Here is a 14,934-nt window from a genome sequence, read left to right as displayed (position 1 = left end):
ATTGTCCTGTCAGGCCTTGATGCAGGGCAGGAGGTTATCATCCGCGGTAATGAACAGCTATCTGATGGCAAAGCTGTGAAAAAACCCGGAGCCAGTTCATCTGGTAATGCCCCTGCAAAAGGCAAATCAAAAGGAGATGTCTGGGTGCTTAAATGGATGTCCCCACGTGGGGAAAGCACGGGTACCTTGGTCTTAGGCAAAGAAAAATCATTTTTCGACGATGATGATGTTAAAGTTGTGAAGGTTGGTGAAAGCATCAATTTCATTGCAAAAAAACAATTACCTTTTGGCGTGATTGATCTTGAGTTTAGTGGCAAGACAAAAGGCGAGGCGATGGATGGACAGCTTGTTATACGAGGCCTACCTGGAGGCCAGGAGCGACAAATGACATTTTCTGGCCGTAAGGTAGCTAACTGATGGGAGGGCTGATAAGAGCTGCTATTGAGCGGCCTGTTGCGGTTCTGGCGCTAGTCCTTCTTGCGGTATTGTTCGGTGTTGTTGCAATACGTGACATACCGATTCAGATGAGTCCCGATATTGAAAAACCAATTCTTGAAGTCCGCGTTAACTGGCCAGGTGCATCCCCTGAAGATATAGACCGAGAGGTCGTGACTAGGTTGGAAAGTGAGTTGGCTTCGCTGAATGGCGTGGAAGAATTGCAATCCCGATCTTCCTTTGGCCGATCACGAATAACCCTAACCTATAATGTAAAACAGGATATGGATAAGGCACTGGTTTTGCTGTTGAGCAAATTATCAGCGGTAAATGATTTGCCAGATGATGCGCAAACACCACGCGTGCGAACATCAAATTCGGATGATAGCCCAATCGCCCGACTGGCACTGGTCGCCAAGGATGGCAATGAAGTGAATCTTGAAGCGTTGGGATCGTTTCTGGAGACGAATATAGTCGATCCATTGGGACGTATTGAAGGCGTTGCTGAGGTTGGTTTCAATGGCGGCGGTCGCCAAGAAATGCGGGTCGTTATCGATCCAGCAAAACTCATTCAGTACAAACTGACCCTAACCGAAGTCATTAATGCATTGCGATCATCATCATCCATGATGTCAGTAGGCATGATTACTGAGGGCAAACGTTCCTATGCGGTACGTACTGAGTCTGCAAATTACACGCCCGAAACAGCAGGCAGAATTGTATTAAGAACCGATGTTTCGCCATCTGGCACGATTGTGCCTATTTTGTTATCAAATGTGGCGTCAGTTGATTTGCGTGTGCAAAAACGTACTAGCTTTAGGCGGCTTAATGGTAAGGAAGCAATCATTATCAATGCCCTGCGCGAGCAAGGCACCAATGTTGTTACAACAATGCAGCGCTTGCGCGAGGAAATAGCGCTTTTGAATAAGACTGAGTTGTTACCGCGTGGTTTAGAACTAAATCTGGTTTATGATGAAACAAAATATATTGAGTCAGCGATTGACCTAGTTCAGCAAAATATTTGGATTGGTGGTTTGTTGGCACTATTTATTTTGTTGTTGTTTTTACGGTCTCTTTTACCTGCAGCTATTATTTTTGTGGCCATTCCAGTGTCAGTTATTGGTACCTTTGTGGCCATCGCTGGTTTGGGATTATCCATAAATGTTATCTCGCTTGCCGGATTGGCATTTGCCGTTGGCATGGTTGTTGATGCGTCGATTGTCAGTCTTGAAAACATTTTCCGACTTCGCCAGCGTGGCATGAAAGCTCAGAACGCAGCATATTTGGGCGCACGTCAAGTATGGGCGCCAATACTTGGGTCAGCGCTTACAACAGTGTTGGTTTTTGTACCCATTTTGATGCTTGACCTTCCTGTGGGGCAGTTGTTTCGCGATATAGGCATTGCTATTTCGGTTGCCGTCCTCATTTCGGTTGTGGTTTCAGTTACGGTTATCCCCGCTCTTGCATCACGCTTGCTGGCTGGTGCAGGCAATAAATATGAACGGTTGCCGTCTATACCTGGCATTGATCATGTAGCACGTTATATTTCCAATCTGATTTTGCGATATGTTCGTGTGACTATAAAGCATGGATATGTTGGCGCATTTGTCGTCGTGGCTATCCTGCTGAGTGCAGGTTTTGCCAGTTACCGTTTTGCGCCTCAACTTGATTATTTGCCAGATGGTAATGCCAATTTTGTCTTTGGTCGTATTATCGTGCCAGAGGGATATTCGATTGATGAGACGTTGCAAATAGCAGAAAAAATGGAGACTGCCGCACGTCCCTTATGGGAAGGGGGTACCGAAATAGGCGGGCCACCTGCAATCGAACGTTTCTTTTTTGTTGCTTACTCAGGTGGAGCTTTTGCTGGTGCGTCATCGGTTGATCCTAGCCGCGTATCGGATCTTCGCATGGTTTTGATGCGCCCAATTTTTGAGGTTCCGGGCGCGCGCGCATTTGTGCGCCAAGCATCACTATTTGGCCGCTCGGTTGGTGGATCTCGGTCAATACGGGTTGATGTCTCGGGGGATGATCGTGCAGATATAATGCCAGTGGCACTGGCCTTGAACCAGGCATTGGAAGCCAAGTTCACCCGGCGCGATGGTAATCAGCTTCGTGTTATTCCGAGTTTGTCCTCGGGGGCTCCACAAATACGTATCACGCCTGATTTGACAGCTCTTGCGCGCGCAGGTGTTACGGTTCGGGAATTGTCGTCAGCAGTAGATATTTTCAATGATGGCGCCAATGTTATTGAAGTGCCGATAGATGGCAATCTGATAGATATGGTGCTTTCGGGCAAAGATGCCCAAAACATGAGTGCAGACGAGCTAAACACCATCCCCATAGTAACGCGCAGTGGAAATATTATTCGTCTTGAACAGCTGGCTAAAATTGAAATAGTCAGTTCGCCAGGTAACATTAACCGCCTTGCTGGCAAGCAATCTCTTTCATTGCAATTACGTCCCAATGAGTCAGTCACGCTGGAAGATGCTGTTCAGCAAATTAAAACCGAAATTTTGCCGGAAATTAGCGTAATGGCGCGTGAAAAAGGTGTGTCTATTTCATTGCGAGGTGCTGCAAGTGCTATGGATCAGACATGGAAAGCAATGCAGTCAAATGTAGCAACGTCTATCGCGGTGATATTTTTGCTGATGGTTATTTTGTTGCGTAGTTTTGTTATGCCATTGATTATTTTGTTGGCAATTCCGGTTGCTGGTGCTGGTGGTATTGGCGGCCTTGCTTTGCTGAACATATTTGTGCGTCAGCCACTAGATATGTTGACCATGCTTGGCTTTGTTATTCTGACAGGTGTGGTGGTCAATAATGCAATCTTGCTAATCGAACAAACCGTTTTGCATTTACGTGAGGAGGGCATGTCACCAGCTGATGCCATTCTCGAAGCCACACGGAATCGAATAAGACCGATTTTCATGTCCACGCTGACATCATTGTTTGGCTTAGTACCCTTGGTGATTTTTCCAGGCGCTGGATCTGAATTATATCGCGGCATTGGTGTGGTGGTATTTGGGGGGCTGGCTTTGTCAACGCTCGCGACATTGCTTATCGTTCCTCCCTTGCTGGGGATTTCTTTACAGACCCGCCTAGCGCGTAATACAGGGCAAAAAATTCTCATTGATGTGTAAATCAGTAAAAACAGGTTAAAACATGGTTATTTTCTGTAATCTGTAGTTGCTCCAAAACAGACTTCCGCATTAGCATGTAGAAACGACGTTGACGGTAATTAAGACACTTTGTTGCGCTTAGCCGCGAACATTAATTCTGGTAGGAGCCAAATCAATGAAACATTCCCTTATTGTTGGTTTGGTGTCGATATGTATGTTGTTAGTGCAACCTGCTTTTGCACAAAATCAGTCTTTTGAACAATGGCTTGCCGAATTCCGGATTGACGCAAAGGCGCGTGGTATTTCTGATAAAATTTTTGATGAAGCTCTTGGCAACGCCAAACCTATTCCCAGAGTTATTGAATTGGATCGGAATCAACCTGAATTCAAAATGACTTTTGACGAATATCTTGGCAAGGTTGTTTCAAAAGCGCGGCAGCGAATTGCAACCAAAAAAATGATAGAGCATGACGAAATTTTGACCAAAGTGTCAAAAAAATATGGTGTTCAAAAGCGTTTTATTATTACCTTTTGGGGCGTTGAAACCAGTTTTGGACGTTATCTTGGGTCTTTCAATGTTCCGCATTCACTGGCAACACTGGCATATGATGGGCGTCGAAGTGCCTATTTCCGAAAAGAACTTTTGAATGCTTTGCAAATCCTTGAAGAAGGGCATATTACCGCTGCTAACATGAAAGGGTCATGGGCTGGGGCAATGGGGCAAAGCCAATTTATGCCATCTAGCTTCTTATCTTATGCTGTCGATTGGCATGGTGATGGCCAGCGTGATATCTGGGCAACAACTGAAGATGTGTTTGCCTCTACAGCTTATTATCTTTCTCAAGCAGGGTGGCGTGACGATCGAACATGGGGACGCATGGTTTCCATACCACAGGGCTTTAAAATGAATGGCAAGACGCCAATACAACTGGCTGAAGCCAAAACGAATGTCAAACTTGCAACATGGTCGGCCGCAGGGGCACTTGCCGTTGATGGATCGGCATTGCCGACGGCAGATTTAAAGGCCCGACTTGTTATGCCATCTGGTGCATCGGGTCCTACGTTCCTCGTTTATAGTAATTTTGACTCGATTCTAGCTTGGAATAGGTCAAATTATTATGCTCTGGCAATTGGCCATCTTTCAGATACGTTAAGGTAATATTCGGATAAATCACCCATGGTTATGCTTCGATTATCTCTTGTTATTTTGATGAGCGCTTTTTTGTTTCAAGGTTGTACGACCGCCGAACTTGCTGTCGATCTTTTCAAAAAAAGTCAAAAAAACAAAACAGCCCAGCAAACTGACAGTGACGATGTTGAATGGAAAGTTGGCAAAGCTTCTAAAGATGGTGCTGACGGCAATAAAGTTGTAGCTGCCCCACGTTATAAAGTCGGCAACCCTTATCAAGTGGCTGGTATTTGGTATTATCCAGATCGTGATCTGGCCTATGATGAGACAGGTATAGGATCATGGTACGGTGATGAATTTGCTGGAAAATTGACAGCAAATGGCGAAATTTTTGACCCTAGAAAAATAACAGCGGCGCATAAAACCCTTCCGATGCCAAGTGTTGTGCGTGTCACCAATCTTGATAATGGTAAATCGCTTGTCGTTCGTATAAATGACCGTGGCCCGTTTGTGGCAGGGCGGATAATTGATTTATCTCGCGCGTCAGCAAAATTGATAGGGTACAAGAAAAACGGATTAGCACGCGTCAGGGTTCAATTGCTTGCTGAGCAAAGCTTGCGCCTTGAACAACTTGCTAAAGTGGGAAAATTCCCTGAACTGGCTGACAGTCCTGAAGATATGCCTCAAACTGATGCTGTTACGCAGCCAAAAGTAAGCCTGACAACACGGTCAAACTCAAACAAAACGAAGCCAGCAAATGTTGTTCAGCAATCGGCCATTGAACTATTAGCAAATGCCCGGGTTGGTGAAGTCATAGAAGTGGCGCCAATTACAACCAATATCTGGGTACAGGTTGGCGCGTTTCACACCAAAAGTAATGCAACAAGTGTTTTGACAAAAGTGTCGGCAGTAGGCGATGGCGTTGTATCATCTGTTGATAAAGCTGGGCAAACACTGTACCGCGTGAGGCTGGGTCCTATTAGCGAAGTAAAGTTGGCAGACAAATTGTTGGACGGTGTCGTTAATATGGGCTTCACCGGTGCCCGCATTATAGTAGACTGATCTTCATCTGCCATAGGTCATTTTATTGCCGTTTTTATCCGCAATAAACGGTAAACGTATAAAATAGGATTGGAAATGCTACATAGATTATTTCAAATGACCACTATGTCGGTCTTAATTGGTGCTTCATGCGTAGCCATCTCAAACTGTGCGGGTGCAACCGAAATAACAACACCAGCAGAGTATGCCTATATCACCGATTTTGATACCGGCAAGGTTTTGTTTCAGAAAAATGCAGAAATGCAGATGAAGCCAGCATCGATGGCTAAAATCATGACAGTGTTCATAGCATTTGAACGTATCCGTGAAGGCGGTCTGTCGCTGAATGACAAGTTTCAAGTTTCAGAAAAAGCATGGCGCAAAGGTGGATCACGCTCATTTCTTGAGGTGGGGTCAATGGTTACAGTCAATGACCTGTTGCATGGTATAGTTGTGCAATCAGGTAACGATGCAGCGATTGTCATTGCTGAAGGCATTTCAGGTACTGAAGAGTCATTTGCTGAAGAAATGAATTTTTGGGCACAAAAACTGGGTATGGAAAATACAGTTTTCCGCAATTCAACTGGTTGGCCTGATCCGGAACTGACGACGACTGCGAAAGACTTGAATATTTTGTCGTCAGCATTAATTTCACGGTTTCCAATAGATGAATATCCGGATTTATATCCAATGTTCAAAAAGAAACGTTTTGAATATAACGGTATTGATCAACCCAACCGTAACCCGCTTGTGTATGGAACAGTTGGAGCTGATGGTCTGAAAACCGGCCATACGAAAGAGTCTGGCTACGGTGTTGTTGGGTCAGCCATACGTGATGAACAGCGTGTAGTCATGGTTCTGAACGGGATGACAAGTATGAAACAGCGATCAGCTGAGTCCCGCCGCCTGATGGACTTAACGTTTCGAGAGTTCAAAAAATACCGGTTCTTTGAGGCAAACGAAACGGTTGATGTAGCAAATGTCTGGCTTGGCAAAGTTCCAAATGTTGATTTGGTAATTGCACAACCATTACATCGTGTGTTGTCTCGTGACGAACGTCGCCATCTGAAAATGTCGGTCAATTGGATTGATCCTGTATCTGCGCCGATTATCAAAGGCCAGAAACTTGCTGTTTTGACCATTGAAGGAAAAAGTAATAGTGAAAAGATAGATCTTTTGGCGGCCAATGACGTTGATGAGCTTGGCGTTTTTGAACGATTAGGTGCCGCATTGAAATATCTCATTTTTGGCGCAGACGCGGGCACTGTTGTCGCAAACTAGATTGGCCATTAAAATGAATGGAATTTTAATAACGTTTGAAGGTGGTGAAGGTAGCGGAAAAACAACGCAAATTCAAAATCTTGTAACGTGGCTTAAAAGTGAACAGCCAAATATGAATTTAGTTGTCACAAGAGAGCCTGGCGGTACAGAAGGTGCAGAGCTTATTCGTGATCTTGTGGTTCGTGGGGCTAGTGACCGATGGCAGCCTATTACTGAAGCCTTGTTAATGACAGCATCACGTCATGAACATATAAAGAATGTTGTTGAACCAGCTCTTGAACGAAACGAAATTGTTATTTCGGATAGGTTTTTTGATTCAACCACAATTTATCAAGGTGTAGTTGGTGGCGTTGATGCAGAGGCTGTCGCCGCATTAACAAAACTTGCCTGCGGTAACGTGGTGCCTGATTTAACGTTTTTATTGGATATGGATGCCAAAGTTGGTCTTGCCCGCGCTGGCAAACGCGATGATGGCGAGACCCGTTTTGAAGAAAAAGGTTTGGATTTTCACCAAAAAATCCGTAATGCCTTTTTACAGCTTGCCCATGCACATGAGGATCGTTTCGTCATTATTGATGCAACGCTAACATCATCTGAAATAGCAAACATTGTCCGCAGGCACGTTGCGAAGCTGGTTGCTATGAAGGACGCTACCTAAATGGCTGACAAAATCCAGTCCAATACATTATCACGCCTCGATCCAAACAATATATATGGCCATGCCGATTTTAAAATGGCACTGGCAGCAGCGCGCACATCTGAGCGCATACATCACGCCTGGTTGCTTACCGGACCAAAAGGGATTGGTAAGGCAAGTATGGCTTACATTGCGGCTGCCTGGTTACTTTGTGATGCCGCGCCACCCGACACACTTTTTGGTGATGTGCCAGCAGACTTTTCACTTGATTTGGATGACACAGGCACAAAACAGGTATTGAATGGCGCGCATCCTGATTTCATGGCGATTTACCCACGTGAAGAAGATAATAAATCAGGGCAGATTAAAATTGATCAAATTCGGGCCATGCACCCATTCATGATGCATAAACCCGGGCGTGGAAAAATGCGTGTTGCGGTCATAGATTCTATGGATGAAATTAACCGCAATGGCGCAAACGCTATGCTTAAGTTGCTTGAAGAGCCTCCTGAAAATACTGTAATTTTTCTCATTTCGTCTCGTCCAGGTCACTTGCCAGCTACAATTCTGTCTCGCTGTCGGATGTTTAAAATGCCCCCACTTGGCGATGATGATTGTCGGAACGCTCTTGCATCCATATGGCCGGATGCGGACGAAAACCATATCAACCTTCTGGTTCACCTTTGTGATGGAGCGCCCGGACGCGCTGTATCGCTTGCTCAAAGTGGGTCTGCTGATTGTTATCAGGCTGTATGCGCGTTGATGGCGTCTCAAACACTAGATATTGCGGCGTTATCGACATTATGCGGTAAATGGGGGAAAGGTGCTGCTGCTGGACGCGAAACGCGGGAAGGGGCCGTTTATTTGCTGGAACGCCTGCTGTCAAAGGCGGCACGATGTAAGGCTAGCGCAACCTCGCAGGGCAATGACGGCTTTGAGACACCTGTGCTGAATTTACTATGTGAAAGACATTCGGCCACGCATTTAGCTGAACTACATCATAATTTCATGACGGCCGCCATACCAGCTGAAGCCTTGTATCTTGATTTTCCGCATTTTTTACTTCGTCAAATTATGCAAATGCACCAGAAACAGTTGCCCTGATAGCCATTTAAAGGCTATTCCCACTGGTATGGTTTATGTTTGAAATAATCTAAATAACAAATTCACGTTACAGGCTTTGAAGATGTCAAAAAAGTTCTACATTACAACTCCAATTTATTATGTGAATGACAAGCCACATATTGGACATGCCTATACAACGCTTGCCTGTGATGTAATGGCCCGTTTTAAACGCCTTGATGGATTTAATGTAAAGTTTCTGACTGGTACTGATGAACATGGTCAAAAGGTTGAAAAGGCAGCGCAAGTAGCGGAAATATCGCCACATGAGTTTACCAATACAGTTAGTCAGAATTTCCGTGATCTAACAACACAGTTAAATTTTTCGAATGATGACTTTATCCGCACAACTGAAGACCGACATAAATTGGCGTGCCAGCAATTATGGCGTATTTTGCTAGATAAAGGCTTTATCAGGCTTGATAGTTATTCTGGCTGGTACGCTGTGCGCGACGAAGCCTTTTATACAAAGGATGAAATCGTAGATGGCAAAGCGCCAACAGGTGCGCCAGTTGAATGGGTTGAGGAACCATCTTATTTCTTTGATCTATCAAAGTTTCAGGACAAGCTTTTGGCATTTTATGATGCCAATCCCGATTTTGTAGCGCCCAAAAGCCGCTTTAATGAAGTTAAAAGCTTTGTCAAAGGCGGTTTGCGCGATCTCTCGGTAAGCCGCGCCAGCTTTAAATGGGGCGTGCCTGTGCCGGATGATGATGCACATGTCATGTATGTATGGCTTGACGCGTTGACCAATTATATTACGGCGACCGGATGGCCGACGGATGGTGCGTTTGGTAACCCCGAAACATATGCAAAGCTGTGGCCTGCTGATTTGCATATGGTTGGCAAGGACATTTTACGGTTTCATGCCGTCTATTGGCCAGCATTCCTGATGGCGGCTGATCTGCCTTTGCCAAAGCGCGTCTTTGCGCATGGCTGGTGGACAAATGAAGGTCAGAAAATCTCAAAATCACTTGGCAATGTGATTGATCCAGTGGCTCTGGCAGACACATATGGCCTCGATCAAACACGCTATTTTCTGATGCGCGAAGTACCGTTTGGCAAAGACGGTGATTTTTCCGTGCAGGCGATGATACAAAGGATGAATAGTGATCTGGCAAATGACCTTGGTAATCTTAGCCAACGGGTCATTTCAATGATTTTTAAAAATTGTGAAGGTGTAATGCCGTCTTTGCCTGCATCGCCAACATCTGAAGACACAAACATACTGGCTGCCAGTGATGCATTGCTGGATCAGGTTCGTATTCATATTGACCAGCAAAGTTTTCATGAAGCACTTCGCTGTATATGGGATGTAATCGCTGCGGCAAATCGTTATGTCGATAATCAGGCGCCTTGGGGATTGAAAAAAACAGATCCAGAGCGAATGAAAGAAGTTTTAGCGGTTCTGGCCGAAATCATTCGTCAGGTTGCTATTCTGACACAACCTTTCATGCCACAGTCAGCAGCGAAAATTCTTGATCAACTTGGTGTTGATGAACATGCGCGCGGTTTTGACATAATTGCTGGTCAGGGACGCCTTGCCAATGGTCATCTCATTGAGAAGCCAGAACCTGTGTTTCCACGTTATATTGACGAAGAGCCAGCCTAATGTCTGCAAATTTAGCCATTATTGATAGTCATGCACATCTCGATTACCCACAATTTGCTGATGAGTTGTCGCAGGTCATTGCGCGGGCAGGGGATGCTGGCGTTGAGCGCATTATCAGCATTGGTGTCAAACTTAGTACAGCTGATGCGCCCCGTCGGATTGCTGAAAGTTATGACAATGTTTGGTTTAGTGTTGGCGTTCATCCGCACGAAGCTGCAAGTGAGGCTGACGCGTGTAATCTTGATGCTTTTTTAAAATTGGCGCATCATCCAAAATGTGTAGCAATTGGTGAAGCTGGATTAGATTATTTTTACGATCACGCACCACGTGCTTTACAGGCACAAAGTTTCAGGACACAAATTCAGGTGGCGCGGCAGCTTGATTTGCCAATTATTGTACATGCGCGTGATGCCGACAATGATATGGCTGACATAATCGAAGATGAAATGAAAAAGGGCGCATTCCGCGGTGTCCTTCATTGTTTCAGTTCGGGTGCAGAATTAGCACGGCGTGCGATTGATGTTGGCTTTTATATTAGTTTTTCAGGCATTCTAACGTTTAATAAATCAGACGAATTGCGTGCCATATCAGCTGATGTACCAATTGATCGATTGCTGGTTGAGACTGATGCGCCATTTCTGGCACCAATGCCGCATCGTGGTAAGACAAATGAACCGGCTTACACTGCATACACGTTGGCTAAATTAGCCGACGTGCGCGGGCAGACGATAAATGAAATGGCAGCGCAGACATATAATAATACGCTCCGGCTTTTTGATAGGATGACGTGAGTATGAAAGTAACAATGCTTGGCTGTGGAACGTCTGTAGGGGTGCCTGCGCTTGGTAATGCTGGGTGGGGGGCGTGTGACCCAAATGACCCACGGAATCGTCGTCAACGATGCGCAATCCTTATTCAAGACAAAGAGACCACAATTCTTGTTGATGCGGGCCCCGATATTCGTAACCAGCTACTTCCACATAATATAAAAAAGATCGATGCCGTGCTTATTACGCACACCCATTCAGACCATGTTGCGGGACTTGACGATTTACGAGCTTTTTACTGGCCGGATCGTAACATCATTCCACTTTATGCGACCGCGAATAGCGGCAACGACATTACTAATCGTTTTCCTTATCTGTTCGTCAAAAACCCCAAATCTCCATCTTATTTTGTGCCGCCGATGGATATAACCGAGATTGTTGCCGGACAAACTTTGAGTTTTGGGTCAATAAAAGTTGAAGTGCTTCATCAAGAACATGGCAATATATCCTCGCTTGGTTTTGTGTTTAACAACAAATTTGGATATTCGACTGATGTTATCGATATGCCAGATGAAAGTTTTTCTAAATTAAGAGATCTGGATTTATGGATTGTTGAAGCGTTGCGTCCTGAACCTCATTCTTCGCATAGTCACTATGAGCAGACATTTAGCTGGATTGAAGCCATGAAACCTAAACATGCTGTGCTTACTCATCTTGGACTTGAGGCTGATTATGCCACCTTGGCTAGTTTATGTCCGCCAAATGTTGAACCTGGTGTTGATGGCCTTAGCTTCAACCTTGATTAACGTTATTGCCTGACCATAACACTGGCTATCTCCCTTACTGTAATTACGCATAATATTAATTATGCGACAAAATTTGTTTTAACTACAGCTTCATAACAGCTTCAAATAAGATTGCCTGCTCCGCTGATATTAACTTATGCCACGTATCATTCAAGATTTGACAGGTTTGATCGCCTCTCGGCAAAGCTAGGATGCGATGTAAAAAAACCGCCGCCATCACATGCGCCTTCACACTCAGCCTCAATCATATCAAACAATTTAGATATTTTATAAGCATCCAATCCAAGTCGTTGCATATATTCGGCGCCTTGCTGGTCGGCTTCAAGTTCGAACTTGCGTGAATATTTGGCAAGAGCCAGCCCACTACCCATGGAGGCAAATTCTTCGATCAAACTATCATCAGCCCCAAATATTATGGCGGCAGCAACGGCAAGCAAAGAGCTTCGGGTTATGTAACGCATTGCGTGACGTTTAGTGACATGCGCTAACTCATGCGCCATGATTGCCGCTATAAGGTCTTCATCATCAGCAAATTCAACCATTTCATCCAACAAAACGATGATGTTCCCAGGAAGAGCAAAGGCGTTTGGGCCAATTGCGGGCGATGAACGAAAAACAAGCTGTGTCGAAACAGTTTTATCTGGATCTAGTGCTTTTAAATTAATAAAGATTTCTTCAATTCTTTGTTTCGAATCAGATTCTAATGTACTGGTTTTAAATAAAAATAAATCAAGTTGTGATAATGTCGCTTTGCCAATGGCCTGTTCATATTCTGGTGGAATGAATTTGGTAGCAAAATCAGCTATTGGCTCTATGGACAGGCGAAATCCATATAAAATACCGACTATCAATAACATAACAACAAACATGCCCTTAAGACCGACCTGCTCAAAACGGTGAAGGGCTTGCCAGCGAGACATAGAGGCTGGCAAATGGTCAATTAACGCGTCAGGTATAGTATCTGTTAGCAAATGAAGTATATTGCCATCTTCAATTGTCAGGCGTGGATTGGTGCCTGCCAGAGGGGCACTGGCATGAACAATTTTGATCGGATAAGGTTTCATGCCGTCATCCGGAACCTCAAGATACAGCTTTTTTTGCTTATCTTCTGATTCTTTGATTAACAAACTGCCTTTAGAGCGTTTGGTCGAATTTTTGAAATTGATTGTTACCGAAATTTGCATATCTAGAATTGTAACTCGATGCCGCCTGCATCACTAGCCGCATCACCAATCGAATGCCCTGCCCGCGATTGTGTATCAATGAAATTATCAATGCTCTGTGACGGTCGTAACTGTGTTGACTCTACCATATAACGATAGCGGCGCACTTGCGCCCATGGCCATAGAAGGCCAAGTGATAATAAGGTGACTAGGTTGTTTGAAATTATGATCCATGCCAGTTTGGTGCCGGATAATTCCGAACGGAATTTAATTCCGCCATGCAGTTTCAATTTATTGATCATAATATTGCGCGTTAAAGCATGGTAAAATGCGCCTGTGGCGTAAAATGTAGCCAAAAACAGCAAGGGGATTAAATAAAGTAGATAGCTAGACATATTACCCAAGTCATAAGCGGTGAAAAGCATCAGATTGTCAAAAAGTGTATCACCTGTTTGATAGCCAAAAATCATTACAAGAATACAAAACGAAAATACACCAACCAGAATCAGCATGAATATAAAGGCGAGCAATGCCTGAACAGCTACTTTATAGAATGAACCTATATCAAGATCTGCTTCAAAACTGGTTTTGCCAAAGCGATAGTTATTGACGATATATTGTCGTGCCTTGCATGACATCACTGGGAGTAGCAGACCAAACGACAACACCGCAATCACGGGAAACAGAAAGAAATACCATGCAGCACCAAAATACCCCCCTTTCCAGTCAAAACTTACATCACGCCATGCCAGGTTTCGCGCATTGAAATATATGGATTTGGTAAGCGCCCAAGGATAGACGAGTACAAAAAGTGCACTAAGCCCCTCTTGCACGTAAGGAACACCGTCAGCAAATAAAGGTGTAACATAGAAAATCGTGATTGCCGCGAGCACCAAAACCCATCCCTTAAACAAAGCAAAACCAGTGGCTAGATAATCAATGCCTTCATCAAGTGCCCTTGTATTACCATAGAAAAAACGGCGATTGCGCACGCGTGCCCACGGTATCCAAATCCCCAATGTTATGAGCGATAGCAATATATTGACAAACTGGATGCCAAAAAGCTGGCGTGCAGTGCCGGTAAAAACCAAAGGGGTAAACCGATTGATTTTGACGGTACCATCTTCTTCTATCATTTTGCCACCATATCCATTTTTATGACTTTCCCGCGTTGATGTTTCTGATTCACGCAAGGCTCCAGATGACTTTGGTTTAGTATTTACATTGGGATTAGATGGTTTCTTGGACATAAAACTCTTTTTTTCCCTTGCACGTTGAACACAGATTGAAATTGAAACATCTTGAAGCCAACAGAATACATAACTTTTACATCGTTATAATAGCTTTTCCTTTTTCAGCAAAATATCAGTTTGGTTCACATAAATGTGAAACGACATAAACGTTTATTTAATAAATACAATGCTAATAAAGAAGAAATAGGACGGAACAAGCACCCTAAAGAAGGCAGAATTATGCAAAAGTTGAAAGTTACATTTTTTAAAGCACTAAACGTTCAATCTAAGACTCGTTCGGTGCTGGTTTATTATGAAGCTCTTCCAAATCAATTAACCTCAATCACTGAATTGATGCGCCCTGATGAGTTTTTTGCCTGTTTTCATGACTCATCTGGGTCGGTTATAGCCCTCGACAAGAATGGTGTTTGTGTGACGGTATAGCTTTTTCTCCCTGGAGCTATCCGCACAAAAAACCCCCGGCCTTGATATCAAGGTCGGGGGTCGTTTAATCCACATTCTTATTGAAATGGATGGTGAGCGCGACAGGATTCGAACCTGTGACCCAGTGATTAAAAGTCACTTGC

Annotated in this window: 13 protein-coding genes; 11 read left to right on the top strand and 2 right to left on the bottom strand. The window is 44.3% G+C overall.

The window, feature by feature from the left end; genetic code table 11:
- The 10 genes from ABNT28_RS06325 to ABNT28_RS06280 form a co-directional block, all read left to right on the top strand.
- The coding region (locus ABNT28_RS06325) for a hypothetical protein (protein WP_348721218.1) at positions 1 to 417 on the top strand (417 nt) is incomplete at its 5' end.
- The gene (locus ABNT28_RS06320) at positions 417 to 3,578 is read left to right on the top strand and encodes an efflux RND transporter permease subunit (protein ID WP_348721217.1); all 3,162 of its coding nucleotides are present in this window, start codon (positions 417 to 419) and stop codon (positions 3,576 to 3,578) included. The genes ABNT28_RS06325 and ABNT28_RS06320, both read left to right, overlap by 1 nt.
- Before the next feature lie 154 nt (positions 3,579 to 3,732).
- Complete coding sequence (locus ABNT28_RS06315) at positions 3,733 to 4,716, top strand: lytic murein transglycosylase (protein ID WP_332924815.1); 984 nt, start codon at positions 3,733 to 3,735, stop codon at positions 4,714 to 4,716.
- A gap of 51 nt (positions 4,717 to 4,767) precedes the next feature.
- The gene (locus ABNT28_RS06310) at positions 4,768 to 5,748 is read left to right on the top strand and encodes a septal ring lytic transglycosylase RlpA family protein (RefSeq protein WP_332924814.1); all 981 of its coding nucleotides are present in this window, start codon (positions 4,768 to 4,770) and stop codon (positions 5,746 to 5,748) included.
- A gap of 105 nt (positions 5,749 to 5,853) precedes the next feature.
- On the top strand, positions 5,854 to 7,008 hold the full coding sequence (locus ABNT28_RS06305; RefSeq protein ID WP_348721216.1) for a D-alanyl-D-alanine carboxypeptidase family protein: 1,155 nt from the start codon (positions 5,854 to 5,856) through the stop codon (positions 7,006 to 7,008).
- Between the two features lie 13 nt (positions 7,009 to 7,021).
- Positions 7,022 to 7,666, top strand: a complete 645-nt coding sequence (gene tmk, locus ABNT28_RS06300; protein WP_348721215.1) for a dTMP kinase — start codon at positions 7,022 to 7,024, stop codon at positions 7,664 to 7,666.
- Entirely contained in the window at positions 7,667 to 8,749 is a 1,083-nt protein-coding gene (locus ABNT28_RS06295) for a DNA polymerase III subunit delta' (protein ID WP_332924812.1), read from the top strand.
- Positions 8,750 to 8,831: 82 nt separating this feature from the next.
- Positions 8,832 to 10,379, top strand: coding sequence for a methionine--tRNA ligase (metG, locus tag ABNT28_RS06290; protein ID WP_348721214.1), 1,548 nt, complete (start codon positions 8,832 to 8,834; stop codon positions 10,377 to 10,379).
- The gene (locus ABNT28_RS06285; RefSeq protein WP_332924810.1) at positions 10,379 to 11,170 is read left to right on the top strand and encodes a TatD family hydrolase; all 792 of its coding nucleotides are present in this window, start codon (positions 10,379 to 10,381) and stop codon (positions 11,168 to 11,170) included. Before metG ends, ABNT28_RS06285 begins: the two co-directional genes overlap by 1 nt.
- 2 nt (positions 11,171 to 11,172) lie before the next feature.
- Positions 11,173 to 11,952, top strand: coding sequence for an MBL fold metallo-hydrolase (locus ABNT28_RS06280; protein WP_348721213.1), 780 nt, complete (start codon positions 11,173 to 11,175; stop codon positions 11,950 to 11,952).
- 146 nt (positions 11,953 to 12,098) lie between these two features.
- Here the strand turns inward: ABNT28_RS06280 and ABNT28_RS06275 are convergent, their stop codons facing one another.
- Together ABNT28_RS06275 and ABNT28_RS06270 are read right to left on the bottom strand one after the other, a co-directional pair.
- Positions 12,099 to 13,136, bottom strand: coding sequence for a M48 family metallopeptidase (locus ABNT28_RS06275; RefSeq protein ID WP_348721212.1), 1,038 nt, complete (start codon positions 13,134 to 13,136; stop codon positions 12,099 to 12,101).
- A gap of 2 nt (positions 13,137 to 13,138) precedes the next feature.
- Positions 13,139 to 14,365, bottom strand: coding sequence for a YjgN family protein (locus tag ABNT28_RS06270; RefSeq protein WP_348721210.1), 1,227 nt, complete (start codon positions 14,363 to 14,365; stop codon positions 13,139 to 13,141).
- Between the two features lie 135 nt (positions 14,366 to 14,500).
- On the opposite strand from ABNT28_RS06270, the gene ABNT28_RS06265 reads away from it, so the two are divergent.
- On the top strand, positions 14,501 to 14,791 hold the full coding sequence (locus ABNT28_RS06265) for a hypothetical protein (protein ID WP_332924806.1): 291 nt from the start codon (positions 14,501 to 14,503) through the stop codon (positions 14,789 to 14,791).
- Positions 14,792 to 14,934: the final 143 nt, after the last annotated feature.

The sequence above is a fragment of the uncultured Candidatus Puniceispirillum sp. genome, assembly GCF_963979125.1.
Taxonomy (GTDB): domain Bacteria; phylum Pseudomonadota; class Alphaproteobacteria; order Puniceispirillales; family Puniceispirillaceae; genus Puniceispirillum.
This window is presented reverse-complemented; position numbering and strand designations above follow the sequence as displayed.

Bases quoted from the DNA above. Each gene is read 5' to 3' on its own strand.
- ABNT28_RS06320 (WP_348721217.1), top strand. From the start codon at position 417: ATGGGAGGGCTGATAAGAGCTGCTATTGAGCGGCCTGTTGCGGTTCTG.
- ABNT28_RS06315 (WP_332924815.1), top strand. From the start codon at position 3,733: ATGAAACATTCCCTTATTGTTGGTTTGGTGTCGATATGTATGTTGTTA.
- ABNT28_RS06310 (WP_332924814.1), top strand. From the start codon at position 4,768: ATGAGCGCTTTTTTGTTTCAAGGTTGTACGACCGCCGAACTTGCTGTC.
- ABNT28_RS06305 (WP_348721216.1), top strand. From the start codon at position 5,854: ATGTCGGTCTTAATTGGTGCTTCATGCGTAGCCATCTCAAACTGTGCG.
- tmk (WP_348721215.1), top strand. From the start codon at position 7,022: ATGAATGGAATTTTAATAACGTTTGAAGGTGGTGAAGGTAGCGGAAAA.
- ABNT28_RS06295 (WP_332924812.1), top strand. From the start codon at position 7,667: ATGGCTGACAAAATCCAGTCCAATACATTATCACGCCTCGATCCAAAC.
- metG (WP_348721214.1), top strand. From the start codon at position 8,832: ATGTCAAAAAAGTTCTACATTACAACTCCAATTTATTATGTGAATGAC.
- ABNT28_RS06285 (WP_332924810.1), top strand. From the start codon at position 10,379: ATGTCTGCAAATTTAGCCATTATTGATAGTCATGCACATCTCGATTAC.
- ABNT28_RS06280 (WP_348721213.1), top strand. From the start codon at position 11,173: ATGAAAGTAACAATGCTTGGCTGTGGAACGTCTGTAGGGGTGCCTGCG.
- ABNT28_RS06275 (WP_348721212.1), bottom strand. From the start codon at position 13,136: ATGCAAATTTCGGTAACAATCAATTTCAAAAATTCGACCAAACGCTCT.
- ABNT28_RS06270 (WP_348721210.1), bottom strand. From the start codon at position 14,365: ATGTCCAAGAAACCATCTAATCCCAATGTAAATACTAAACCAAAGTCA.